Genomic DNA, 23,344 nt, shown 5'->3' on the forward strand with positions numbered 1-23,344 from the left:
CTGGGCGGGGCCTGGGCGGCGCCTGCTGACAGGCGGCCGCCCGCGCGGAAGCCCGTGCGGGCGGCCGGTCACCGGACCCGCCGCCCGCACGGCCCCGTCATCCCTTGCTGACCGCCGAGAGGATCTCCGGCAGCCGGTTCGCCGTCCGCGGGGCCGCCAGTCTCAGGCCGCCCCAGGCGATCAGCGCGCCGTACAGCGCTCCGGCCGGCAGCAGGATCCAGAGCAGGGACTCCTCGTCCGCGAGGTGGAGGTAGATCGTCGCCCCGATCACCGGGGCGCACAGCAGCGCGCCCCCGATCATTCCGCCGAAGATCGAGATCCACGCCAGACTGCCCTGCCCGGGCGCGACGTTCTTGTACGCGCTGTCCTGCGGGATCGAGTACGGGAAGCTCGCCGAGGTCACCGCCCCCGTCGCCAGCATCGCGCCGAGCAGGGCGAACGCCAGGCCCAGCGCCTCCGGCAGGGAGGACCAGTCGCCGAGCACCGCCGCCGTCGCCGCCGTCACCAGGACCGTGTACGGCAGGGTGATCAGGAGCAGCGCGAACGCCCGCGCCCGCAGTTCGGCGTACGCGTCCCTCGTCGTCGAGATCGTCTGGGCGACCATCCAGAACGCCGAGGTGTCCTGCCCGAACTGGTTGTACATCTGGATGCCGAGCATCCCCGAGGCGAAGCACGCGAAGTAGATCGAGCCCGTGCCCTGGACGGCGTTGAAGAGCGGCACGATCGCGCCGATCGCGAGCGAGGTGATCCAGGCCGCCTTCGTCTTCGGATCGCGCGCGATGTAGCGCAGGGTGCGCTCCATCACCGTTCCCGTACGCCCGCCCGGCAGCAGCCGCCCGAGGAGTCCCGTACCCGACCGGTCCCGGCCGGACGACTCCGACGACGCGCCGATCGTCGAACCGTCCGGTGTCGTCATCAGCTTCACCAGGCTCCGCTGCCACCAGTACAGCAGCGCCACGAGAACGGCGACGGTCAGCAGCAGCTGGACGGCCGCCACCGCGTGGTCGCCCTCGCTCGCCGAGTCCACCGCCGCGATCGCCGAGGCCGGCGGCAGCCAGCCCACCACCTCGGCGGCCGGTTCGAGCGACGAGAGTCCGCCGGCGCGGCTGAGCCGCTGCGCGCCGAAGTTGACCACCTGGATGCCGACCGCGATCAACAGACCGCTCAGCACCGCGAGATCACGGCCCTTGCGCGAGGTCAGCAGCCGTACGTTGGCGGCGGCGACGGCCCGCGAGAGCGCCACGCACACCAGGACGACGAGCGGCACGGCGAGGACCGCCACCACGACGCCGGCCGCTCCCCGCGCGAGCGCGAGAGCCGCACCCACCCCTATGAGCAGGGTGAACGCCGGGCCGGTGCCCACCAGCGAGGCCACGAGCAGCGACCGCACCAGCGGCCGGGGGGGCAGCGGCAGCATCACGAGCCGTGACGGGTCGAGCGTCTCGTCGCCGCCCGGCACGAAGAGCGGCATCACGGCCCACGACAGCGCGAGGACACCGGTCAGCAGGATCACGATCGAGTCCGCGTCCGCGCTGCCGCGCATCAGCACGAACGCGAGGACCATCGCCGCCGCGAAGACGGCAGTGATCACGATCGAGACGATGTACGCGGCGGTCCGGCCGGCCGACTGCCGCAGCCCGTTGCGCAGCAGCGACAGTTTGAGCCGGACGAAGACGGAGGTCAGGGAGTCGGGAGGGGAGGCCGTGGTCATCGGGCGGTACCGCCGCCCAGCCAGTCCAGGGAGTCCCCGGCCGCCTCCCGCCCGTTGGCGCCGACCAGCTCCAGGAACGCGGCCTGCAGCGACGGCGCGTCGCCCCGGACGGCCGCGAGCGGTCCCTGGGCGCGGATCTGGCCGGCGGCCATCACGGCGACCCAGTCGCAGAGCGACTCCACCAGCTCCATCACATGGCTGGAGAAGACGACGGTCGCGCCCGAGCCGGTGTACCGCTCCAGGACGCCCCGGATGGTCTGCGCCGACACCGGGTCGACGCCCTCGAACGGCTCGTCGAGGAAGAGGACTTCGGGGTTGTGCAGCAGCGCGGCGGCGAGCCCGATCTTCTTGCGCATACCGGTGGAGTAGTCCACGACCAGCTTGTTCTGCGCCCCCGACAGGTCGAGCACGTCGAGGAGCTGGGCGGCCCGCTTGTCGACCTCCGCACCGGGCAGCCCCCGCAGCCGCCCGCTGTACGCGAGGAGTTCGCGGCCGGAGAGCCGCTCGAAGAGCCGCAGCCCCTCGGGAAGGATCCCGATCCTGGCCTTGACCCGGGCCACCGACTCCGGGTCGCGCCAGACGTCGTGCCCCGCGACGAGCACCCGCCCCGCGTCGGGCCGGAGGAGGCCGGTGATCATGGAGAGAGTGGTGGTCTTGCCCGCGCCGTTGGGGCCGACGAGACCGATGAACCTGCCCGCGGGCAGGACCAGGTCGATCCCGTTGACGGCGACCTGCTGCCCGAAGCGCTTCCAGAGCCCCTCGACACGGACGGCGGGCACCGCATCACCGTCCGCCCCGGATGCGCCGCCCGCCGTCGCGGCGTCCGCCCGTGCGGCGCCGCCTTCTTCGTATACATCGTCAAATGCCTGGTCAGGCATGGTCCGTCAACCCTCCGGTCGTCCCCGTACTCCGTACGGGCACACCCTAGAGGGCACCCCTAAGGCCTGCGAGCCCTCTCGGCCGCCGCTTCCCGCCCGCAGGCGTACGCGAGTGCGCTGATCAGCTCCTCGGCGTCCGGAAGCCAGCGGTTCGCCGGGGTGGGCCGCCGGGCCCACTGCACCGCGCCGTGACCGCCGACGCGGGTGGGCGGGGCCGCCACGTAGAAGCCCTCGCCGCGCGTGGTCAGGTCGATCGAGGCCGGGGCCCAGCCCAGCTTGCGGACGAGATCGGGGACCTTGGTTGCCGCGCCCGGCAGGACGAAGAAGAACATCCGGCGCTCCGGCGTACAGGTCACCGGGCCGAGGGTGAGCTCCATCCGCTCCATCCGCGCGAGCGCCAGGAAGCCCGCCGACTCCGGCACCTCGATCGCGTCGAAGGTGCGGCCGGTCGGCAGCAGGATCGAGGCCTTGGGCTGCTTCGACCACATGCGCCGCGCGCCGACCGCGCTGCCGGTCGCCTGGGTCGACCAGTCGGGCCTGGCCGGGTGCGCGCCGGGGGAGGCGCACGCGTCGGCGCCGCAGGAGCAGCGCTCCCGGCCCTCGACCGCCTCCAGCCAGGTCCCCGGGAACACGTCCCAGTGCCGCTCTTCCGCATACCGCACGGCGCTGTCCAGCAGCTGCTCGCCTCGCTGCTTGGGGATCTGTGCGGCTTCCGTGACTCCGATGGTCTCTTCCACGGTGAACTCAACTCCCGCCGTCACCTGGGGTTACGGGCGGCGTGCGGCGCGCTGTGGAGCATCGATCCTGCACGGCGGGGCGCATGGGTGCACGGACGGGGGCGCGCGTGGGGCCGGCGAGCGGTGGCGGGGTAGCCAGTGGTGGGGGGTGTCGGCCGGCTGCCCGTGGCCGATGCGTCCGGTTTCGCGTGTTCACATCGGCATTGACCGGATATCCGCCGGGCAGTGATCAGTTCTCTTCGATCACGCCGGCCTCAGGGGGTAGTCATGTCAGCCAGGCCACTCGTCGCCCGTCAGCCGAACGAACGGCTGCAGGCGCTCATTCAGGAGGCCGGGTGCTCCAACGCCGGTCTCGCCCGCAGGGTGAACATGGTCGGCTCCGAGCGCGGACTCGACCTGCGGTACGACAAGACGTCGGTGGCGCGCTGGCTGCGCGGGCAGCAGCCGCGCGGGCGGGCGCCGGGGATCATCGCGGAGGCGCTGGGGCGCAAGCTGGGCCGTACGGTCACGATCGACGAGATCGGGATGGCTAACGGCAGGAACCTGGCGGCGGGCGTCGGGCTGCAGTTCTCGCCGACCGTGCTGGGCGCGATCGAGCAGGTCTGCGAGCTGTGGCGCAGCGACGTGGGGCGCCGGGACTTCCTCTCCGGTTCCACGGTGGCCGCCTCGGCGCTCGTGGAGCCGAGCCGGGACTGGCTGATCACGGGCGCGGACGCGCACGTGGCCCGGTCGGCCGGGGCGCGCGTGGGGGTCTCGGACGTGGAGGCGGTCCGGGCGATGACGGCCGCGCTGGTCGACCTGGACCGGCGGTTCGGCAGCGGTCATGTCCGGCCGGTGGTCGTGCACTACCTGAACAGCGTGGTGGCGGGGCTGCTCTCGGGCTCGTACCGGGAGGCGGTCGGGCGGCAGCTGTTCGCGGCGGTGGCGCGGCTCACGGAGCTGGCCGGGTACATGGCCGTGGACACCGGGCAGCCGGGGCTCGCGCAGCGGTACTACATCCAGGCGCTGAGGCTCGCGCAGGCCGCGGGAGACCGGGGTTACGGCGGTTATGTGCTGGCCGCGTCGATGAGCCATCTGGCCGCCCAGCTCGGGAACCCGCGGGAGATCGCGCAGCTGGCGCGGGCGGCGCAGGAGGGCGCGCGGGGGCGGGTGACACCGCGGGCCGAGGCGATGTTCTACGCGGCGGAGGCCCGGGGCCACGCGCTGCTCGGGGACGCCCACGCCTTCGAGGCGGTCGCGGGCCGCGCCGTACGGGCCATGGAGCGGGCTGATCCGGAGTCGGGTGACGACCCGTCGTGGATCGCGCACTTCGACCGGGCGTACCTCGCCGACGAACTGGCGCACTGCCACCGGGATCTGGGGCAGGCGGAGGCGGCGGCGCGGGCGGCGGAGGAGTCGCTCGCCGGCCATCCCGGCACGCGGGCGAGGCGGCGGGCGATCGGTCTGGTGCTGCTCGCCTCGGCGCAGGTGCAGCGGCGCGAGGTGGAGCAGGCCTGCCACACGGGGACGCGGGCACTCGAACTCCTCGCGACGCTGCGGTCCTCGCGCGGTGCGGAGTACCTGGACGACCTCAAGGAGCGACTGGAGCCGTTCGCGGGGGAGTCGGTGGTGCGGGAGTTCGGCGCGCGGCTGGAGCTGCATGCGGCGTGACCTGGTGTGATGGGCGTCACCGTCACAGTGCGTGCTGTGGGGCGATCGGGGCGCGCCGGTACGGCAGTTGACGGTGGTCGCGTTGTGCGTCTGTTACCGGGCTCACACACGTGTGCGCGGCGCCGGACGCACCCGGTAGCGTGAACCGACGATTCCGTAGGTCCATCAGTAGGAGTCCCGGTGACGCAGAGCGGACAGGGTCCGGAGCCGCAGTATCCGGCGGTACGGCCCACGCACGAAGGTGTCGTGCTGCCCGCGGAGGGCGGCGTGGAGACCGGCCAGGGCGCGGGCCCGGCCGGCGGCCTGCCGTGGGGCGGCGCCTGGGGTCCCGGTGGTGGACCGCAGGGACAGCAGCCCCAGCCCTCGCAGCCGATGCCGCCGGCCCAGCCGCTTCCGCCCGAGGCCGGACCCGGCGGGGCCGCGGACATGCAGGCGACGCAGTACCTCGCGCCGGTCCCGCCGCAGGGCCCGCCCGCCGGCGGACCGGGGCCGATGCCCGGCGCGATGCCGGGGACGCAGGGCCGGATACCGGGCGGGCAGCCGTTGCCGTCCCACACCCCGCCGCCCGGCGGTTACGGATACCCGCACCAGGCAGCGCCCGCTCAGCCCGGCCCCGAGGGCGGCTACGGCTACCCGCCCGCCGCCCCCACGCACCCCGGCGCCGGACAGCCGATGCCCGGCCACAACGCTCCGGGCCTCTCCGGCCCCGGACCGTCCGCGGGTGACATGCAGGCGACACAGCACATCCCTCCCGTCGCGGCGGGCGGCGGCTCGGACACCCAGTTCCTCGGCACCGGCCCCCTGGGGCGGCAGCAGCAGCCCGCGGGCGCCTCGGACGCGACCCAGTACATCGCTCCCGTACCGGCGCAGACGCACGGTGAGCGGCAGCCGCCCGCCGAGTTCGACAACCTCTTCCGCAGCGACGCGACGCAGCACATGCCGCAGCAGCCGCAGCAGGCCCGGCAGCAGCAGATGCCGCCGCAGTTCCAGCAGCCCCCGTACGGCCAGCAGCAGCCGCAGCGGCAGTTCCAGCAGACCGCCGCGGCGCCCCCCTTCCAGGGCGGGTACGACGACGAGTACGACGACGAGCCCGAGCCGCGCCGCAGGTCGCCCGTCGCGCTGATCGCCGCCGTGGTCGTCGGCTGCGCGGTCGTCGGCCTCGGCGCCGGGGCGCTGCTCAGCGGCGGGGACGAGGACAAGGGCAAGGGGCCCGCCCAGAACGTGGCCGCCAGCTCCGGCGCTCCCTCGGCCGAGCCGACCGGCAAGGCGGCCGCCGACCCGGCCGAGCCGCAGGCGAAGGAGCTGGACAAGCTGCTCGCCGACAGCAACAACAGCCGTGACGCGGTGATCCGTTCGGTCGAGAGCATCAAGCAGTGCAAGAACCTCGACCAGGCCGCCACCGATCTGAGGGACGCCGCCGGGCAGCGCCGCGCCCTGGTGACCCGGCTGCAGGGCCTGACCGTGGACAAGCTGCCGGACAACGCGGCCCTGACCGCCGCCCTCACCAAGGCCTGGCAGGCCTCGGCGTCCGCCGACGACCACTACGCCGCCTGGGCGGACCAGGTGAAGGGCAACAAGAAGCTCTGCAAGGGCGGCAAGGCCCGCGGGACCACGCACACGGTCGAGGCGGGCAAGAAGAGCTCCGACGCCACGATCGCCAAGCGCGAGGCCGCCTCGCTCTGGAACCCGACCGCCGACAAGTACGGGCTGTCGAAGCGGGCTCCGACCCAGCTGTAGGAGGGCGCCCGGGGCCGCATCGCGGCCCCGGGCCCCGGGCGCCGGTCGTCGGCGCTACGGGGCGCTGAGGACGGTCTCGCCGACGTCGACGAAGCCGGGCTTCTGCGCCACGAGCTGTCCCTTGCGGACGACCTGGAACGTCACCTCGTGGTTGACGATCCGGGGGAAGCGGGGCGCGCCGAGCATGTCCTCGTAGCGCCAGCGCAGTTCGGGCGTGAGGCCGCCGGTGTCGATCTGGACACCGCGGTCCAGGGCGTGCGCGACGGCGCCCGCCGTGATCGTCTCGCTGTCGAGCGACTCGATGACCTTCTTCAGGACGGTGTACGCGATCCACGTCGTCTGGACGCCGGCGTCGGTCGGGTCGACCCGGTTGTCGGCGAACGCGTGCTCCTTGATCACCTTGCGCATCGGCGCCCAGCGCGTGTCGTTCGCCTCCGGGTACCAGCCCGTGACGTACGCGCCCTCGAAGGGACTGTGAGCGCCGCCGGTGCGGTCGACGAGAGGCTGGCTGACGCTGCCGAGCACGGAGGAGATCCGGAGGTCGTCCCTGCCCTTGCCGTCGTCCGGGCCGCTCTCGCCGTCCTCGTCCCCGGGCAGGCGGCGGAAGGAGTCGAAGAACGTCTGCGTGCGCTCGCCGAGGACGGCGGCCACGCAGCCGTCCTTGCCGCCGGCCTTGGCGCGGGCGCGTTCGGCCTGCGTGGTGTACTCGGCGGCGTCCTCGACGGCCGGGATGTCGACCGCGCCGTCGTGACTGCCCTTGCGCAGGCCCGAGTTGAGCAGGTCGGGCAGCTTGTCCCCGGCGAGGGTGTCGGGGCGTACGAGGGAGACCTTGCGGCAGGACTCGGCGAGCTGGCGGCCGTGACCGGCCATGAGCGAGGCGAGGCCGCCGTTCACGGGGTACGAGAGCGGGCTGGTGAACTCGTCCTCGGAGATGCCGTAGCCGCCGATGTACGGGATCTCGGCCGCCTCCAGCGGGGCCATGAAGGCGCGCCCGTTCTGGCTGTACGAGCCGACGACGGCGACGACGTCCTCGCGGACGGCGCGGCGGGCGCAGTCCGCCGCGCCCGACGAGGTGTTCTTCTCGTTGCAGGTGAGGATCTTCAGCTCGTGGCCGTCGATGCCGCCCGAGGCGTTGACCCAGCGGGCGAAGGCCTGCGCCATGGCGGGCATGCCGGGCTGGTTGGTGGCCCGGGTGCCGTCGGGGGCCCAGGTCATCACCGTGACGGGCTCCCTGGATCCCCCCGTGGTCCCAGGGAGTACGCCACAGCCGGTGAGCAGCGACGCCCCGGCCGCCGCCGTCGTGACATACGCGAGGAGTGAGGTCAGTCGCCTACCGGTCATGGCCATGCACAATTCCGCCTCACGGGTAACGCAGAAGTGTGCATGGTTCAACAGGAAGTGACGTGAAGGTGAATTGACGGGGCCGGGAGCCGCTCGGGAGGGGCCCGGTCCGCCGATCTTGGAAGGGAACGTACGATCGAACGGTGTCCAGTCCAGTCTCGGGTTCGGTGAACTCTTCCCGTCGCGGCCGTCGCTCCTCCACCATGGGCGGCATGCCGCTCAACGACTTGCCCTGGTGGCGCTGGCGCAGCAACGTGCGCTCGGCGCTGCACATGCTCTCCGACCCCGGGTTCCACGAGACGACCTGGCTGGCCGGCCACGACGGGTACGGCGACGTCACCGACGCCGTCTACCGCCTCGTGGAGGACACCTGGCTGGACAACTGGTCGGCCGAGAAGTACGTCGGGACGATCTTCCGCGACTCGGGCGAGGCCGCCCTGGTGGACGTCGCCGTGCTGCGGGTGCTGCGGATCATGCACCAGGTGGGGCCGGACGCGCCGTTCTCGGCGTACATGGAGCACCACGGGTGGCCGGAGGCCGTACGGGCCGCCCGTGAGGCACACATACGGATGGCGTCCGCGGACGGCGAGGACCCCGACACGCCCCCTCGTTCCCTGGACGTCCTCCGTATCATCACGCGGTCCGCCTGACGGACGCGGGCCCTGCCGCCGTTGCGCGGTGTGGCACCCTACGGGGATGACCGACCAGTACGTCCTCACGCTTTCCTGCCCGGACAAACAGGGCATCGTGCACGCCGTTTCGAGCTATCTGTTCATCACGGGCTGCAACATCGAGGACAGTCAGCAGTTCAAGGACCGGGACACGGGCCTGTTCTTCATGCGCGTCCACTTCTCCGCGGAGGAGCCGGTGACCGTGGAGAAGCTCCGGGCGAGCTTCGCGGCGGTGGGCGACTCGTTCGCGATGGACTGGCACATCAACCGGGCCGACGAGCGCATGCGCGTCGTGCTGATGGTGTCGAAGTTCGGCCACTGCCTGAACGATCTGCTCTTCCGCTCGCGGATCGGGGCGCTGCCCGTCGACATCGTCGCGGTGGTCTCCAACCACACGGACTTCTCCGAGCTCGTCGGCTCGTACGGCATCCCGTTCCGGCACATTCCGGTCACGAAGGAGAACAAGCCGGAGGCGGAGGCCGAACTCCTGGAGCTCGTGCGCACCGAGAGCGTCGAGCTGGTCGTCCTCGCCCGCTACATGCAGGTCCTCTCCGACGACCTGTGCAAGCAGCTGTCGGGCCGGATCATCAACATCCACCACTCCTTCCTCCCGAGCTTCAAGGGCGCCAAGCCCTACCACCAGGCGCACGCGCGCGGTGTGAAGCTCATCGGCGCGACGGCCCACTACGTGACGGCCGACCTCGACGAGGGCCCGATCATCGAGCAGGAGGTCGAGCGGGTGGGCCACGAGGTCACCCCTGACCAGCTGGTGGCGGTCGGCCGCGACGTGGAGTGCCAGGCGCTGGCCCGCGCGGTGAAGTGGCACGCGGAACGCCGGATCCTCCTGAACGGCCGCCGCACGGTCGTCTTCGCGTAAGGGCCCGGCCCCGCTAGAGGCGGCTCAGGCCGGCTGCCGCGAACAGGACGTCACGGATCGCCTCGCGGTCGCCGTCCTGGCCGGCCGCCGCCTCCTCGGGCGGGACGTGGCCCGCCACGAGCTGGCAGAACTCCACGCCGTCCATCGCCACCTGGGCCACCGCGTGGTCCGGGGAGCCGACGGCCGCCGGGGAGTCCAGGGCGATGTACCAGTGGCCGCCGCCCGAGCCCTCGACCTCCAGATGGAGCGAGCGACCGGGCGCGCCCGCCGCGACCAGCTGCCGCGGCGGGGAGGCCAGGCCCGCGCGGCGCCGGCCGGCCAGGGCCGCCGGGAGCAGCCGCGCCGCCAGGTCGATCATGCCGTGCAGATGCGCGCCGCTCGGCGGCTCGTACGGATACGCCACCGCGTTCGCGATGTCGTCCGCGTGCACCCAGCACTCGAAGGCCCGCTCGAGGAGCGAGTCCCGCATCGGCAGCGCGAAGTCGCCGTACGTCACCGTCAGGTCGGCCACGCCCCGCCCCGCGAACGACACCGTGCGGATCAGTGTGTGGCTCTGCTCGCGCCACGGCTCGCGGACCCCGCGCGTCGGCGGATGGTACGAGCCCTGCCAGTACGCCTCCGTACGCTCCTGCGGCGACACCTCCGTCGCCTTCGGGCCGAGCGGGTCGTCCAGGCCGAGGGAGGTGGCGACCAGGCCGTCCACCGTCAGCAGATGGCCGATCACCCCGGCCACGGTCGTCCGACGGCTCACGCCTCGCTCGCCCTCGAACCACTTCAGGCGTACCGGCGCGTGCCATTCCGAGTCGCCGATGTCCCGCAGCAGCGCGTCGAGCCGGGCGGTCTCCGCGTCGTACGGAGCCGCCCAGGCGGGCACGGGGATACGGGCGGGACGGCGCCCCAGGCAGTTCTCCAGGACCCGGGAGCGCAGCAGCGGGTCGAGGTCCAGGTCACGCTCGGAGTGGAGCAGGCCGACCGCGTCCCGCAGCCGCAGCGCCTCGTCGGCGCACGGGGCGCACACGGTCAGATGGTCCTCGACCGCCTGTGTCTCCTCCGGCGAGCACGCCGACAGCGCCCACGCCCCGAGGAGGGACTTGAGCACGCTGTGGGGCGGCGGTGCCGGTGGCGTCGGCATCGGTGTCGGTGTCGGTGTCGGTGCCGGGAGAGGCGGCGCGGGCGCCTGAGCGGGTTCGGGTTCCCCGGCCGGCTCGGGCGTGGTCACGGCGACGTCCCCGGTCAGGTCCGCGTGGTCGTCCGCCGCGACGCGCGGTCCCGGTATCCGGGGAGCGCGCGCCACCTCGTCGGGCGTGTCGTCGGGCCCGTTCACAGAGAGCGTCCGTAACCGGGCGGCGAGGACCCCTCCAGCGGGCGGGTGTTCGCCGTGGACAGCAGCTGCAGCCCGAGCCGCAGCCGGCGCCGCGCCTCGTCCTCGGTCACCCCGAGATCCGCGGCGGTCTGGCGGTAGTCGCGCCGCTGGAAGTACGCCAGCTCGAGGGCGGCCCGCAGCGGCGCGGGCATCGACGTCACGATGTAGTCGGCGCGGGCGGCGACCGAGGCCTGGCGGACCTTCTGCTCCAGCTCCTCCGCCGACCCCTCGCCGGTCTCCGCGAACGCAGTGGCCTCGGTCTCCCGCAGCCGGTGCACGGCCTGCCGCTGGGTCAGCCTGGCGACCCACGAGCGCATGTTGCCCTGCTTCGGGTCGTAGGCGTCGGGGTTCTCCCAGATGTAGCCGAAGACCTCGCGGGTGACCTGGTCGGCGGCCCTGTCGTCGTCCAGGACCCGGTGGGCGAGGCTGTGCACCAGCGAGGCGAACCGGTCGTAGAGCTCGCCGAGCGCGGCGGCCTCACCCCGCGCCAGCCGCTGCTGCATCCTGCGGTCCCAGCGCGGTGGTGTGTCCTTCGCCATCCGTCGACCCTCCGGTGCTCTTCCGCGGCCCTCCCGACCCGAGTTCTCCGTCCAAAGTAGTGGCCCGTCCGACGGCGCACTCCGCTTTGGGACAACTGCGCCCTCGGGGAGGTACCGGATGGTAAGGAAAGCGCCATCCACGGGACGAGGGGTTTCGGCACGCCGCGCCTGGGCAGCGGGAGGGCACGGGAACGACTGCCTCCGCTTGAACGACTGCTTCCGCTTGAAGGGCGCGATCGCGTGAACCTCGACGTCGACGAAGACGAGCAGGGCCCCTGGACCGTCCTGCGGATCCGCGGAGAGCTGGATCTGCTGAGTTCACCCCTGGTCAGGAGACGCGTCCACGACGCCGTCGCGGGCGGACGCCACGACGTGGTCCTCGACCTCTCGGGCGTGCTCTTCTGCGACTCCAGCGGGGTGGGCGTGCTCATCGCCTCGCGCCGTCTGATGCGGTCCTGCCGCGGTCGGCTGCGCGTCGTGCTGCCCGCACGGGGCTCGGAGGACGCCTCGCACGTCAACCGGGTCCTCGCCGCGCTGGGCGTGCGCCGCCTCTTCGACGTGTACGGCGACGCGGAGGCCGCCGTCGACGACGAGGCCCAGCCGCTCTCCGCCTAGGGCCTGCCTCGGAGGACGCCCGGCAACGCACCCGCGTCCGCCCCGCCGCCCCCTCGGCACGGTGGCCCGTCTCGTCGTACCCTCCCGGAATGGAGCCCATGGAACCCGAGCAGGGACCCGGAGAGGTCTACCAGCGCCGGATCGCGTCCCGTTTCGCCGCCTTCGACCAGGACGGCGACGGGACCATCTCGCGCGAGGACTTCAGTACGGCGGCGAAACGCGTCCTGGCGGAGTTCGGCGTGTCCTTCCGCTCCGACCGGGGCCAGGCGCTCGCCGACGGCGCCGAGGCCTTCTGGCAGGGCATGGCGGGGATCGCCGACGTCGACGGCGACCAGAAGGTCAGCCGCGAGGAGTTCGCGGGCGGTGCGGTGAAGCGTCTGCACGACCACCCCGACCGCTTCGCCGAGATCGCCCGGCCCTTCCTGCACGCCGTCCTCGCCATCGCCACGACCCCCGCCGACGTGGAACGAGCCCTGCTGGCCCTCGGCATCGCCCCCGTCGGCGCCGCGCTGGGCGCCCGCAAGCTGCCGACCGTCGCCTCGGGCGCGGTCGACGAGGAGCAGGCGGTGACGGCGTTCGCCCGCTACTTCATGACGGAGTAGGCACGGATCAGGCCCCTCCCGGGGGCTCTCACGGGGGCCTTCACGGGGTGGGAGTGCCGGAGTACCGCTCGCGGAGCTTGTACTTCAGCACCTTCCGCAGGGCGTCGTTGCGGGGCAGGGCCTCCACCACCTCCAGCTGCTCCGGCAGCTTGTGGACGGAGAGCCCCTGCTCGCGCAGGAACGCGATGATCCCCGCCAGGGTCAGCGGGCCCGCGCCGGGGGGCTGCTCGACCACCGCGCAGACGCGTTCGCCGCGGTCGGGGTCCGGAAGGCCGATGACGGCCGCGTCGCCGACCGCCGGATGCAGGTGGAGGAGGTCCTCGATCTCCTTGGCGGAGATGTTCTCGCCCTTGCGGATGATGATGTCCTTGATCCGTCCGGTCAGCACGAGATGTCCGGTCGCGGTCACATGGCCCACGTCGCCGGTGATCAGGAAGCCGTCCTCGTCGAAGGCGGCGGCGCTCTGCGCCGGGTCCAGATAGCCCTGGCAGACGGCCTCGCCGCGCAGCCGGACCTCCCCGCCGTCGGCGATCCGTATCTCCATGCCCGCGGGCGGCCGGCCCTCGGTGGTCGCCAGGTTCTCCACCGTGTCGTCCGGCGAGCCCATCGTGATCATCGGGACCTCGGTCATGCCGTACCCGTGGGTGAGCTGGCAGCCCATCTCCCGTACGACGGCGTGGTAGATATCCGGCGGCTTGGGCGCCCCGCCGCCCGCGAGCAGCCGCAGGCTCGGTATCAGCTTCCGCCCGGGCTGCTTGCGCTGCTCGGCGAGGAACATCGAGTAGAAGGCGGTGGAGCCGCCCGCCACGGTCACCCCGTGCCTGCGGTACTCCGCCAGCGCCTCGGGCAGCGCGAACTGTTCGAACATCACCGCCGGGAATCCGTACAGCAGGAGCATCACCGTGTAGTCGGGCCCGGCGATGTGCGCGTACGGGAAGGCCATCGAGCCGATGTCGTCCGCGGTCAGGCGCAGCGCGTGGGCGAGGCAGGAGCCGCCCGCGATGAGCGAGCGGTCGGTGTGCAGGACCCCCTTGGGGTCGGAGGTCGTGCCGGAGGTCCAGTAGATCCACCGCACGCCGGTCCCGTCGGCCGGCGGGGGCGGCAGGACGTCCGGGTCCCCGTCGGGCAGGGAGTCGTACGCCTCGAAGACCCCGCGCGCGCCGAGCCGGCGGGCCATCTCCGTGTGGTCGAAGCCGCGCCAGACGCCCGGCACGGCGAAGAACTCGGCCTTCGACTCGCGCAGCGCGAAGCCGACCTCGCGGTCCCGGTAGAAGGGGATCACCGGGGACTGCACGGCGCCGATGCGGGCCAGCGCGAAGGAGAGCACCGCGGTCTCGATCCGGGTGGGCAGCTGCCAGGCCACGACGGTGCCCGGCCGCACTCCCCGCCCGTACAGTCCGGCGGCGCACCGCTCGGCTCGTTCGCGCAGCTCGCCGAAGGTCAGGGCGCGGTCCCCCTGGAGGAGGACGGGCCGGTCGGGCGTGAGCGCGGCCCGCCGCTCGACGAGCTCCCAGAGGGTGCGGGAGGTGCCCAGGGTGTGTGCGGTGTCGGTCACGACGTTCCCCTCTCCGTCCGCAACTGACGGTCAGTCAGATTGCCTGGAGAGCGTAGAGGCGCGCTGCTTGTCGGTCCAGGGGGCGGGGGCTAGCCTGAGACCGATCGATATCTGACGGGTCATCAGAAAACGCGGGAACGGGAGAGGGTCTCATGACGGAACTTCCACGGATCATCAGCGTCGACGACCATGTGATCGAACCGGCCCACCTCTTCAGGACCTGGCTGCCGGCCAGGTACCGCGACCGCGGGCCGCAGCCGCTGACGGCCGGGATCGGGGAGCTCGCCTACGTCGGGGGCAAGTACCAGATCACGATGGACCCGGACGGTCCGCCGACCGACTGGTGGATCTACGAGGACCTCAGGTTCCCGTACAAGCGGAACATCGCCGCCGTCGGCTTCGACCGCGACGAGATGACCCTGGAGGGCATCACCCGCGAGGAGATGCGCCGCGGCTGCTGGGACCCGGTCGAGCGGCTCAAGGACATGGACCTCAACCACGTCGAGGCCAGCCTCTGCTTCCCGACCTTCCCGCGGTTCTGCGGACAGACCTTCGCCGAGGCCAAGGACAAGGAGGTCGCCCTCGCCTGCGTCCGCGCCTACAACGACTGGATGGTCGAGGAGTGGTGCGGAGACAGCGGCGGCCGGCTCATCCCGCTCTGCATCATCCCGCTCTGGGACATCGACCTCGCCGTCGCCGAGATCCGGCGGAACGCGGCACGCGGCGTCAAGGCGGTCACCTTCTCGGAGATCCCGACCCATCTGGGGCTCCCGTCGATCCACTCCGGCCACTGGGACCCGTTCTTCGCCGTCTGCCAGGAGACCGGGACCGTCGTCAACATGCACATCGGCTCCAGCAGCCAGATGCCCGCCGCCTCCCCCGACGCCCCGCCCGCCGTCCAGGCCTCCCTCAGCTTCAACAACGCCATGGCCTCGATGATGGACTTCCTCTTCAGCGGGGTGCTGGTGAAGTTCCCCCGGCTCAAGCTCGCCTACAGCGAGGGCCAGATGGGCTGGATCCCGTACGCCCTGGAACGCGCCGACGACGTGTGGGAGGAGCACCGGGCGTGGGGCGGGGTCAGGGACCTCATCCCCGAGCCCCCGTCCACGTACTACTACCGGCAGATCTTCTGCTGCTTCTTCCGCGACAAGCACGGCATCGCCTCGCTCGACGTCGTCGGCCGCGACAACGCCACCTTCGAGACGGACTACCCGCACGTCGACTCCACGTTCCCGCACACGAAGGAAGTCGCACTCGACCACGTCAAGGGACTCGACGACGAGACGGTCTACAAGCTGATGCGCGGCAACGCCATCCGCATGCTGGACCTGGGCATCGTCTGATGGACCTCGCGGACGGCGCGGCACAGGAGGAGTTCCGGGCGCGGCTGCGGGAGTGGCTCGCCCGGGTCCTGCCGACGCTGCCGCCGAAGCCCGATCCGCTGGACTGGCCGGGGCGGCGGGCGTACGACTGCGGCTGGCAGCGGCGGCTGTACGACGCCGGGTACGCGGACGTGCACTGGGACGCCTCCCCGACCCAGCGGCTGATCTTCCTGGAGGAGACCGAGCGCGCCGGAGCCCCGTACGTGGGTGCGAACTTCGTCGGACTGCTGCACGCGGGGCCGACGATCGCCGCCGAGGGGACGCCCGGGCAGCGGGAGCGCTGGCTGCCGCCCGTGCTGCGCGGCGACGAGGTCTGGTGCCAGGGGTTCAGCGAGCCCGACGCCGGATCCGACCTGGCCGGGCTGCGGACGCGGGCGGTGCGGGACGGGGACGCGTACGTGGTCTCCGGATCCAAGATCTGGACATCGCACGCCGAGGTCGCCGACTGGTGCGAGCTGCTCGTACGGACGGACCCGGACGCGCCCTCGAAGCACCGGGGGATCAGCTGGCTCGCGATGCCCATGGACGCGCCCGGGATCACCGTACGGCCGCTGCGGACGCTCGCCGGGTCGGCGGAGTTCGCGGAGATGTTCCTCGACGAGGTGCGCGTACCGGTCGCCAACCGGGTCGGGGAGGAGAACGACGGCTGGCGCGTGACGATGGTGACCCTCTCCTTCGAGCGCGGTACGGCGTTCGTCGGCGAGGTCGTCGCGTGCCGGCGCGTGCTGGGCGAACTCGCGGGGGCGGCGCGGAAGAACGGCACCTGGGACGACCCGGGGGTGCGGAGGCGGCTCGGGCGGCTGAGCGCCGAGTTCCGGGCGCTGTGGCGGCTGACCCAGTGGAACGTCAGCGAGGCGGAGGCGACGGGCGGAGTGCCGGGGATCGGCGGCTCGGTCTTCAAGCTGCGGTACTCGCACGCGCGGCAGGAGCTGTACGACGCGGCGGCCGCCGTTCTCGGGCCCGACGCGCTCGACCTCGGGCGCGAGTGGAACCTGGACCGGCTCTCCTCGCTGTCGTACACGATCGCGGCCGGTACGTCGCAGATCCAGGCGAACATCGTCGCCGAGCGGATACTCGGCCTGGCGAAGGGCCGGTGAGGGGTGGTGGTCTCGTGGACTTCCGGCTGACGGACGACCAGAAGGCGCTGAAGGCGGGGGTACGGGAGCTGCTCGCCGGCCGCTTCGGCCGGGAGGCGATGCGGGCGGCGGTGGAGGCGGGCGGCACGCTCGACCGGGCGCTCTGGCGTGAGCTGGGCGCTGCCGGGTTCTTCGCGCTCCGGCTGCCGGAGGCGGAGGGGGGCGTGGGCCTCGGGCTGCCTGAGGCGGTGCTCGTCTTCGAGGAGGCGGGGCGGGTGCTGCTGCCGGGGCCGTTGGCGGCGACGCACCTGGCGGCGGGGGCGGTGGACGGGGCCGCGGAGGGGGAGGTGGTGGTGACGGCGGTCGACGGCGGGTTGGTGGAGTGGCTCGACGAGGCGGACGTGGTGCTCGGTGATGTGACGGGGGCGGTGGCCGTGCGGTCGGTGGATCCGCTGACGCCGCTGCATCGCGTGCCGGGCCCGGTGGGAGGGGCGGCCGTGGGCGCGGGGGGCACGGGCACGGGCGGAACACGCCCGCGCGGGCGCCGTCCGGTGTCGTGGCCGGAGGTCGCGCTTCTCACCGCTGCCGAGCAGGTGGGGAGTGCCGCTCGGACCACCGAGACGGCCGTCTCCTACGCGCGGACGCGCGTCCAGTTCGGGCAGGCCATCGGGGCGTTCCAGGCCGTCAAGCATCTCTGCGCGCAGATGCTCGTGCGCACGGAGGTCGCCCGCGCCGCCGTCTACGCCGCCGCCGTCACCGGCGACCCCGTCGAGATCGCCGGCGCCAAGCTGCTCGCCGACGAGGCGGCCGTCGACTGCGCGCGGGACTGCCTCCAGGTGCACGGCGGCATGGGCTTCACCTGGGAGGCGGACGTGCACCTGCACCTCAAACGGGCCTGGGTGAGGGCCGAGCGCGGCCTCACGCGAGCACGGGCGGAGGAGGTGGAGGCGCTTGCCCTGTAGGCGCGGCGTGGGCGGGCGCTCACGGAGCGTCGATATCGGGTTGTGTCCTTCGGGCGGGCCGTCACGGCCCGGAGTCGGGGTCCCGCTCCGGTACTCTCCGTGGGATGCGAGTGGTTGTGAGCCCGGATCGTCCCGGTGTCGCCGAAACGGCGGCCCCGGAGCGGGCGATGCCCGCCGCTCGTACCCCGTGGAGGCGCTGGGCGCCCTCCTGTTCGACTCCCCGCAGCGTGCGTCGCACAGTATGGACCATGCGTACTCCTTCGCGCTGGAATATGCCCGAAGCGCTTGTTGCGGTGACTGTACGTCAACCATGCTGTCTCACAAGGGAATCACGTTCCGTGAGGGCGTCGATGGCTGTGAGGCGCGAGGCGATGTGTCCGCCGGTTCGGATGGTGTGAACGGTGCAGGTGCTTCAGGTTCAGTTGGAGGTCGGGCCGGACCCGGCGGAGGTGGGACGCGCCCGGCGCTGGGCGCGTTCGAGGCTCGCCGGATCGGGCATAGAGGATGACGAGCCGCTGGCCGAGACGCTGGTGCTGCTCATCTCCGAACTGGTGACCAACGCGGTGGTCCACACGGGCTGTCCGGCCGTGCTGCGGATGCTGTTCGGCGCGGGCTGCCCGGATGCCGGGACGGTACGGGTGGAGGTCGCCGACTCCAGCGACCGGCCGCCGATGCCGCGCCACGCGCAGGGCGAGGACACCAACGGGCGAGGCCTGGAGCTGGTGGACGGTCTGGCCGACCGGTGGGGCTGGCAGCGTGAGGGGGCCGGCAAGAGCATCTGGTGCGAGGTGGACCGGGGAGTGGTGAAGGCCTCGGAGGCCTCACCGGCCACGCCGACCGCCTCGGTGCACTGTTGACGGTTCGTGTCGTTTTGTTCACTCTGGAGTGAGCGATTCGACGTGAGGGGACGACGAGGGCGCGATGCCGCCCTCGACGAGTGCGGGTCGTGTCTTGGGTGGCGGCGGCCGTGCCGTGCTCGGGGCGCGCGCGAGTGCGCCGCCACCCGCGTATGACTGTCTCTGCTTACGACGTCGGCCGCTTACGACGTCGGCCGCTTACGACGTCTGTCGCCTGCGGCTTCCACGGTTCAGAGGATCGCCACCGGGGCCACCGGTGTGCCCGTACCGCCCACGAAGGGCTCCGGCATCGCGGAGAGCAGGAACGCGTACTGCTCGCGCTGTGCACAGGCTGTGGACAGGCCTTCCAGATTCCAGTTCTGCCCCTGGAGCATGCCCATCTCGACGAGATCGAGTGCGTGCACGGGCAGCCACAGGTTCTCGACCTCGGGCGGGAAGATCTCGAAGGTGAGCGTGTCGTTGGCGACGGCGGCGACGTCGCGGGCGTGGAACCACTCGGGCGTACGGAGGGAGAGGCCCGGGGAGGGGAACGCGTAGGCGTGCTTGTCCCCGGCGAGGTACTGCCGTATCTGCCCCGTCCGTACGAGGACGATGTCGCCGGCCCGGACGGTGACACGGCCGAATTCGGCGGCTTCGTCGAGGTCTTCGGGGGTGACGGCGTGGTCGCCCGGCAGCCGGTCGACACCCTTGGCGGCGGCCACGTCGAGCAGGACGCCGCGGCTGACGACGTGGCGGGCGGTGTGGATGCCGCTGAACTCGGAGCGGCCGTGCGGGGTGATGGTGGAGGCGGGGCGGCCGTTGTAGATCTTGCCGGAGTGCGAGGCGTGGGTGAGGGCGTCCCAGTGGGTGGCCGCCTGGAGGCCGAGGGTCACGGCGTCGTCGCTGGTGGCGACCGTGCCCGGGCCGAAGAGCTCCTGGTTGATCTGGACCATGACGTGGAGGGGATTGACCCGGCCCGGGATCATCCCGGTCTGCACGCCGTCCTGGGTGAGGTCGAGGGCGAGGGGGACGCGGTGACCGGAGCGGACGGTCGCGACGGCGTCCCGTACGACGTCGTCGGTGATCAGGTTGAGGGTGCCGATCTCGTCGTCCCGGCCCCAACGCCCCCAGTTGTTGACGCGCTTGGCGATGTCGTGGAACTCGGCGGGTAGCTGCGAGGTGACTGACATCGGGGCCTCCAGGGTCTTGTTTTCCTGCATCTGACGGACCGTAGAATCCTGTCGACGAACGAATCTAACGGACCGTCAGAAAACGCGGGAAGGGGCCGGGCGTGGGGAACTTCTTGGCAGGCAAGGTCGTGGCGGTGACGGGCGCGGGGCGCGGAATCGGGCGCGCCGTGGCTCTCGCGTGCGCGGCGGAGGGGGCGAAGGTCGTCGTCAACGACTACGGGGTCTCCATCGAGGGCGGGGAGCCGACGTCGGAGGTCGCGCTGTCGGTGGTGAAGGAGATCGTGGCGGCGGGCGGTTCGGCCGTCGCCGTCGCCGACGACATCTCGACGATGGCGGGCGGTCAGCGGATCGTCGACGTCGCGCTCGCCGAGTACGGGCGGATCGACGGGGTCGTGTGCGTGGCGGGCATCCTGCGCGAACGGATGCTCTTCAACATGGCCGAGGAGGAGTGGGACCCGGTCGTCGCGACGCACCTGAAGGGGACGTTCACGGTCTTCCGGGCGGCGTCGGCGGTGATGCGCAAGCAGCGCACCGGGACCCTGATCGGCTTCACGAGCGGGAACCACCAGGGGTCGGTGGCGCAGGCGAACTACTCGGCGGCCAAGGGCGGGATCATCTCGCTGGTCCGGTCGGCGGCCCTGGGCCTGCACAAGTACGGGGTCACGGCGAACGCGGTGGCGCCGGTGGCGCGGACGCGGATGTCGGCGAACGTGCCGATGGAGCTGAAGGAGATCGGGGAGCCGGAGGACGTGGCGGCGCTGGTCGTCTACCTGCTCTCGGAGCGGGCCCGCGAGGAGAAGATCACCGGCCAGGTCTACACGATCGCGGGCCCCAAGATCGCGGTCTGGGCCCAGCCGAGGGAACTGCGGGCGGGGTACGCGGAGGGGGGCCCGTGGACCCCGGAACGCATCGCGGACTTCCTGCCGGGAACGGTGGGCGTGGATCCGATGCCACTCCTGACCCGCCTGGAGGAGATGGCCAGAGCGGCAGCAGAAGGCACCCGCCCGAACCAGTAGCCACCCACCGGTGCGGGCATTCGCCCGAATGCCCCACCCCCCCGGTGTGGGCAATCGTCCCGCAGAGCGGGACGGGTGGGCACACGGGACGGTGCCCTTACGGGCGCCTCCAGTCCGGGCCCCACCACAAGGCCGGCCACCCTCCAGGGCACACCCCAACCGCACCGCTCACGACAAGGAGCCGCACATGAGAGGCGTCGTCTACGACGGCAAGCACGTCCAGGTCGTCGACGACCTGGTGGTACGCGACCCCGGCCCCGGCGAAGTCCTCGTCGGCGTCCGCGCCGCCGGGCTCTGCCACAGCGATCTCGCCGTCCTCGACGGCACCATCCCCTTCCCCGCGCCCGTCGTCCTCGGCCACGAAGGCGCCGGCGTCGTCGAGGCCGTCGGCCCCGGCGTCACCCACGTCGCCGAAGGCGACCACGTCGCGCTCTCCACGCTCGCCAACTGCGGCGCCTGCGCCGACTGCGACCGCGGCCGCCCCACCATGTGCCGCAAGGCCATCGGGATGCCCAAGCAGCCCTTCTCGCGCGGCAGCACAGGCCTGCCCCTCTTCCAGTTCGCCTCCAACTCCTCCTTCGCCGAGCGGACCGTCGTCAAGGCCGTCCAGGCCGTGAAGATCCCCGAGGACATCCCCCTCACCTCCGCCGCCCTCATGGGCTGCGGCGTTCTCACCGGCGTCGGCGCCGTGCTCAACCGCGCCAAGGTCGACCGCGGCGAGACGGTCGTCGTGATCGGGACCGGCGGCATCGGGCTCAACGTGATCCAAGGCGCCCGGATCGCCGGCGCGCTCACGATCGTCGCCGTCGACACCAACCCGGCCAAGGAGGAGGTCGCCCGCCGCTTCGGCGCCACGCACTTCCTCGACTCGGCGGAGTCCGTCCGCGACATCCTGCCCACCGGGGCCGACCACGTCTTCGAGTGCGTAGGCCACACGGGCCTCGTCCGTACGGCGATCGACCTCCTCGACCGTCACGGTCAGGCCGTCCTCCTCGGCATGACCGCCCCCACCGCGGAGGCGAGCTTCCCGCCCGCCGCGATGTTCCTCGACAAGTCGATCCTCGGCTGCCGCTACGGCTCCTCGCGCCCGCAGAAGGACATCGCCCTCTACGCGGAGCTGTACCGCGAGGGCCGTCTCCTCCTCGACGAACTCGTCACCGCCACCTACCCGGTGGAGGAGTTCGCGAAGGCGGCGGAGGACGCGGAACAGGGCAGGGTCGCGCGGGGCGTCCTGACCTTCTAGCCCGGCGCCCTGCCGACGCCCGCCGGACGCCCCCGGCCGACAGACCCTGTCGGCCGTCGGGCGGCGGCCGTTACGGTCGTGGCCATGGCCTACCGCGACCTCTTCACCCGTCCCGTGCTCGCCTGGTCGGCCGTCGCCGTCGCGGCCCGGATGCCCGTGGCGATGGCGCCGCTGGCCCTGGTGTTCCTGGTGCGTGAGCAGCCCGGCGGGTACACCCTCGGAGCCGTACTCGCCGCCGCGTACGTCCTCGGCGAGATCGTCGCCGCCCCCGTCCTCGGCATCCGGATGAACGCCGGGCGGGCCCGGCCGCAGCTCGCCGCCGGGCTCGGGGTGGGCGCCCTCGCCTTCGCCGGTCTCGGCCTCGTACCCGCCGGAACCGGGCACCCCGCACTCCTCGGCGTCCTCGCCTTCCTCGCGGGCGCCGGTCCCGGCGCCGCGCCCGGCGGGATGCGGGCCCTCCTGACCGGCATGGTCCCGGAGAAGGCGGTCACCCAGGCGCTCTCCATGGAGTCCGTCCTGACCTTCGCCATCTGGGCCGCCGCCCCCGCGCTCGCGACGGGCCTGGCCCTCGGCGCCGGTCCCGGCGTCCCCCTGCTGCTCGCGGGCGGCCTGATGGCCGCCTCCGTCGCCGGCCTGTGGGCGCTCCCCGCCGGCTGGAAGGAGGCGGACGACGCCGAGGGGCCCGGCGAACCGATGCGGCGCGTTCTCGTACGGGCCTGGCCGGTGTACGTGACGGGCGCGGCGAGCCTGACCCTGCTCGCCCTCGCCGAGCTGATCCTTCCCGCCCTCCTCGAACAGCGCGGGATCGCGATCGGCTGGGCGGGCCCGCTGCTCGCCGGGTTCTCGATCGGCTCGGCGGCCGGCGCGTTCGTGTACGGGCTCCGCGGCGGCTGGCCGGGGCCGCTGCCGGTGCAGAGCCTGGTCCTCATCCTCGGCGTCTCGGCGGGCGTCGTGCTGGTCGCCGTCCTGCCGTGGGCGGGCGCGATCGCCCTCGCCCTCGTCCTCGCCGGGCTGCTCCAGGCCCCCGCCATGCTCACGCGCAACCTGGCGCTCCGCCAGATCCTCCCGCCGAACGCCCTGGCCGCCGGGTACTCGGTGATGTACGCGGCCGTGGGCGCCGGTTACGCGGCGAGCGGCTCCCTGGCGGGCGGTCTGCTGAAGGTGGTCCCGCCCTCGACGGCGATCCTGTGGGGCGTCGCCCTGACCCTGCTGCTCACGGCGGTCGGCGCGGTGGGCGAGGGGCGCCGGGTGCGCGCTGCCGCGCCGCGCTCCCCGGCGGACGCGCCGCCGGTCACCGGGGCGGGCGCGGAGAGCCGCGACCGCGCGCGGACGGACTGACTGCGGACGGACCGACTGCGGGCGG

General features: G+C 72.6%; 21 protein-coding genes. 13 read left to right on the plus strand and 8 right to left on the minus strand.

Annotated features, from left to right (window positions below; all coding sequences use genetic code 11):
• Nucleotides 1-97: 97 nt before the first annotated feature.
• Genes ACF1G2_RS25315 through ACF1G2_RS25325 form a run of 3 tightly spaced genes read right to left on the minus strand, consistent with a single transcriptional unit; the run spans nt 98 to nt 3,326 of the window.
• On the minus strand, nt 98-1,711 hold the full coding sequence (locus ACF1G2_RS25315; RefSeq protein WP_391800447.1) for a transporter: 1,614 nt from the start codon (nt 1,709-1,711) through the stop codon (nt 98-100).
• Nucleotides 1,708-2,589, minus strand: a complete 882-nt coding sequence (locus ACF1G2_RS25320) for an ABC transporter ATP-binding protein (RefSeq protein WP_391800448.1) — start codon at nt 2,587-2,589, stop codon at nt 1,708-1,710. The genes ACF1G2_RS25315 and ACF1G2_RS25320 overlap by 4 nt, the downstream gene beginning before the upstream one ends.
• A gap of 59 nt (nt 2,590-2,648) precedes the next feature.
• Nucleotides 2,649-3,326, minus strand: coding sequence for a bifunctional DNA primase/polymerase (locus tag ACF1G2_RS25325; protein ID WP_391800449.1), 678 nt, complete (start codon nt 3,324-3,326; stop codon nt 2,649-2,651).
• Nucleotides 3,327-3,593: 267 nt separating this feature from the next.
• On the opposite strand from ACF1G2_RS25325, the gene ACF1G2_RS25330 reads away from it, so the two are divergent.
• Both ACF1G2_RS25330 and ACF1G2_RS25335 read left to right on the plus strand, forming a co-directional pair.
• Nucleotides 3,594-4,976 (plus strand): transcriptional regulator, encoded by a 1,383-nt coding sequence (locus ACF1G2_RS25330; protein WP_391800450.1) that lies wholly within the window; start codon nt 3,594-3,596, stop codon nt 4,974-4,976.
• A 180-nt stretch (nt 4,977-5,156) separates the two neighbouring features.
• On the plus strand, nt 5,157-6,713 hold the full coding sequence (locus ACF1G2_RS25335; RefSeq protein WP_391800451.1) for a hypothetical protein: 1,557 nt from the start codon (nt 5,157-5,159) through the stop codon (nt 6,711-6,713).
• A 54-nt stretch (nt 6,714-6,767) separates the two neighbouring features.
• Here the strand turns inward: ACF1G2_RS25335 and ACF1G2_RS25340 are convergent, their stop codons facing one another.
• On the minus strand, nt 6,768-8,054 hold the full coding sequence (locus ACF1G2_RS25340) for an ABC transporter substrate-binding protein (protein ID WP_391800535.1): 1,287 nt from the start codon (nt 8,052-8,054) through the stop codon (nt 6,768-6,770).
• A 203-nt stretch (nt 8,055-8,257) separates the two neighbouring features.
• Between ACF1G2_RS25340 and ACF1G2_RS25345 the strand changes: the two genes are divergently transcribed.
• Both ACF1G2_RS25345 and purU read left to right on the plus strand, forming a co-directional pair.
• Complete coding sequence (locus ACF1G2_RS25345; protein WP_391800536.1) at nt 8,258-8,704, plus strand: hypothetical protein; 447 nt, start codon at nt 8,258-8,260, stop codon at nt 8,702-8,704.
• Nucleotides 8,705-8,750: 46 nt separating this feature from the next.
• Nucleotides 8,751-9,602, plus strand: coding sequence for a formyltetrahydrofolate deformylase (gene purU, locus ACF1G2_RS25350; RefSeq protein WP_391800452.1), 852 nt, complete (start codon nt 8,751-8,753; stop codon nt 9,600-9,602).
• Between the two features lie 13 nt (nt 9,603-9,615).
• On the opposite strand, the gene ACF1G2_RS25355 is transcribed toward purU, so the two are convergent.
• Together ACF1G2_RS25355 and ACF1G2_RS25360 are read right to left on the minus strand one after the other, a co-directional pair.
• Nucleotides 9,616-10,926: a maleylpyruvate isomerase N-terminal domain-containing protein gene (locus ACF1G2_RS25355; protein ID WP_391800453.1), complete on the minus strand. Its 1,311-nt coding sequence runs from the start codon at nt 10,924-10,926 to the stop codon at nt 9,616-9,618.
• Complete coding sequence (locus tag ACF1G2_RS25360; protein WP_391800454.1) at nt 10,923-11,504, minus strand: sigma-70 family RNA polymerase sigma factor; 582 nt, start codon at nt 11,502-11,504, stop codon at nt 10,923-10,925. The genes ACF1G2_RS25355 and ACF1G2_RS25360 overlap by 4 nt, the downstream gene beginning before the upstream one ends.
• A gap of 240 nt (nt 11,505-11,744) precedes the next feature.
• Between ACF1G2_RS25360 and ACF1G2_RS25365 the strand changes: the two genes are divergently transcribed.
• On the plus strand, nt 11,745-12,119 hold the full coding sequence (locus ACF1G2_RS25365; RefSeq protein WP_352188791.1) for an STAS domain-containing protein: 375 nt from the start codon (nt 11,745-11,747) through the stop codon (nt 12,117-12,119).
• An 89-nt stretch (nt 12,120-12,208) separates the two neighbouring features.
• Complete coding sequence (locus ACF1G2_RS25370) at nt 12,209-12,721, plus strand: EF-hand domain-containing protein (protein ID WP_391800455.1); 513 nt, start codon at nt 12,209-12,211, stop codon at nt 12,719-12,721.
• Between the two features lie 40 nt (nt 12,722-12,761).
• Here ACF1G2_RS25370 and ACF1G2_RS25375 read toward each other — a convergent pair whose 3' ends face one another.
• Nucleotides 12,762-14,276: a class I adenylate-forming enzyme family protein gene (locus ACF1G2_RS25375; RefSeq protein WP_391800456.1), complete on the minus strand. Its 1,515-nt coding sequence runs from the start codon at nt 14,274-14,276 to the stop codon at nt 12,762-12,764.
• A gap of 152 nt (nt 14,277-14,428) precedes the next feature.
• Here ACF1G2_RS25375 and ACF1G2_RS25380 point away from each other — a divergent pair, with 152 nt between their 5' ends.
• From ACF1G2_RS25380 to ACF1G2_RS25395, 4 genes are all read left to right on the plus strand, one after another.
• Nucleotides 14,429-15,619 carry an amidohydrolase family protein gene (locus ACF1G2_RS25380; protein ID WP_391800457.1) on the plus strand — a complete coding sequence of 397 codons (1,191 nt, stop codon included), beginning with the start codon at nt 14,429-14,431 and terminating at the stop codon, nt 15,617-15,619.
• Nucleotides 15,619-16,755 carry an acyl-CoA dehydrogenase family protein gene (locus ACF1G2_RS25385; protein WP_391800458.1) on the plus strand — a complete coding sequence of 379 codons (1,137 nt, stop codon included), beginning with the start codon at nt 15,619-15,621 and terminating at the stop codon, nt 16,753-16,755. Before ACF1G2_RS25380 ends, ACF1G2_RS25385 begins: the two co-directional genes overlap by 1 nt.
• 14 nt (nt 16,756-16,769) lie before the next feature.
• Complete coding sequence (locus ACF1G2_RS25390; protein ID WP_391800459.1) at nt 16,770-17,696, plus strand: acyl-CoA dehydrogenase family protein; 927 nt, start codon at nt 16,770-16,772, stop codon at nt 17,694-17,696.
• A 401-nt stretch (nt 17,697-18,097) separates the two neighbouring features.
• Entirely contained in the window at nt 18,098-18,553 is a 456-nt protein-coding gene (locus ACF1G2_RS25395) for an ATP-binding protein (RefSeq protein WP_391800460.1), read from the plus strand.
• A 230-nt stretch (nt 18,554-18,783) separates the two neighbouring features.
• On the opposite strand, the gene ACF1G2_RS25400 is transcribed toward ACF1G2_RS25395, so the two are convergent.
• Nucleotides 18,784-19,752 (minus strand): cyclase family protein, encoded by a 969-nt coding sequence (locus tag ACF1G2_RS25400; protein ID WP_391800461.1) that lies wholly within the window; start codon nt 19,750-19,752, stop codon nt 18,784-18,786.
• 71 nt (nt 19,753-19,823) lie between these two features.
• Between ACF1G2_RS25400 and ACF1G2_RS25405 the strand changes: the two genes are divergently transcribed.
• From ACF1G2_RS25405 to ACF1G2_RS25415, 3 genes are all read left to right on the plus strand, one after another.
• Entirely contained in the window at nt 19,824-20,738 is a 915-nt protein-coding gene (locus tag ACF1G2_RS25405; RefSeq protein WP_391800462.1) for an SDR family NAD(P)-dependent oxidoreductase, read from the plus strand.
• A gap of 187 nt (nt 20,739-20,925) precedes the next feature.
• Complete coding sequence (locus ACF1G2_RS25410; RefSeq protein WP_391800463.1) at nt 20,926-21,981, plus strand: Zn-dependent alcohol dehydrogenase; 1,056 nt, start codon at nt 20,926-20,928, stop codon at nt 21,979-21,981.
• Between the two features lie 84 nt (nt 21,982-22,065).
• Nucleotides 22,066-23,319, plus strand: coding sequence for an MFS transporter (locus ACF1G2_RS25415; protein ID WP_391800464.1), 1,254 nt, complete (start codon nt 22,066-22,068; stop codon nt 23,317-23,319).
• Nucleotides 23,320-23,344 lie beyond the last annotated feature (25 nt).

This window comes from Streptomyces sp. NPDC013457 (genome assembly GCF_043089925.1).
Lineage (GTDB): Bacteria > Actinomycetota > Actinomycetes > Streptomycetales > Streptomycetaceae > Streptomyces.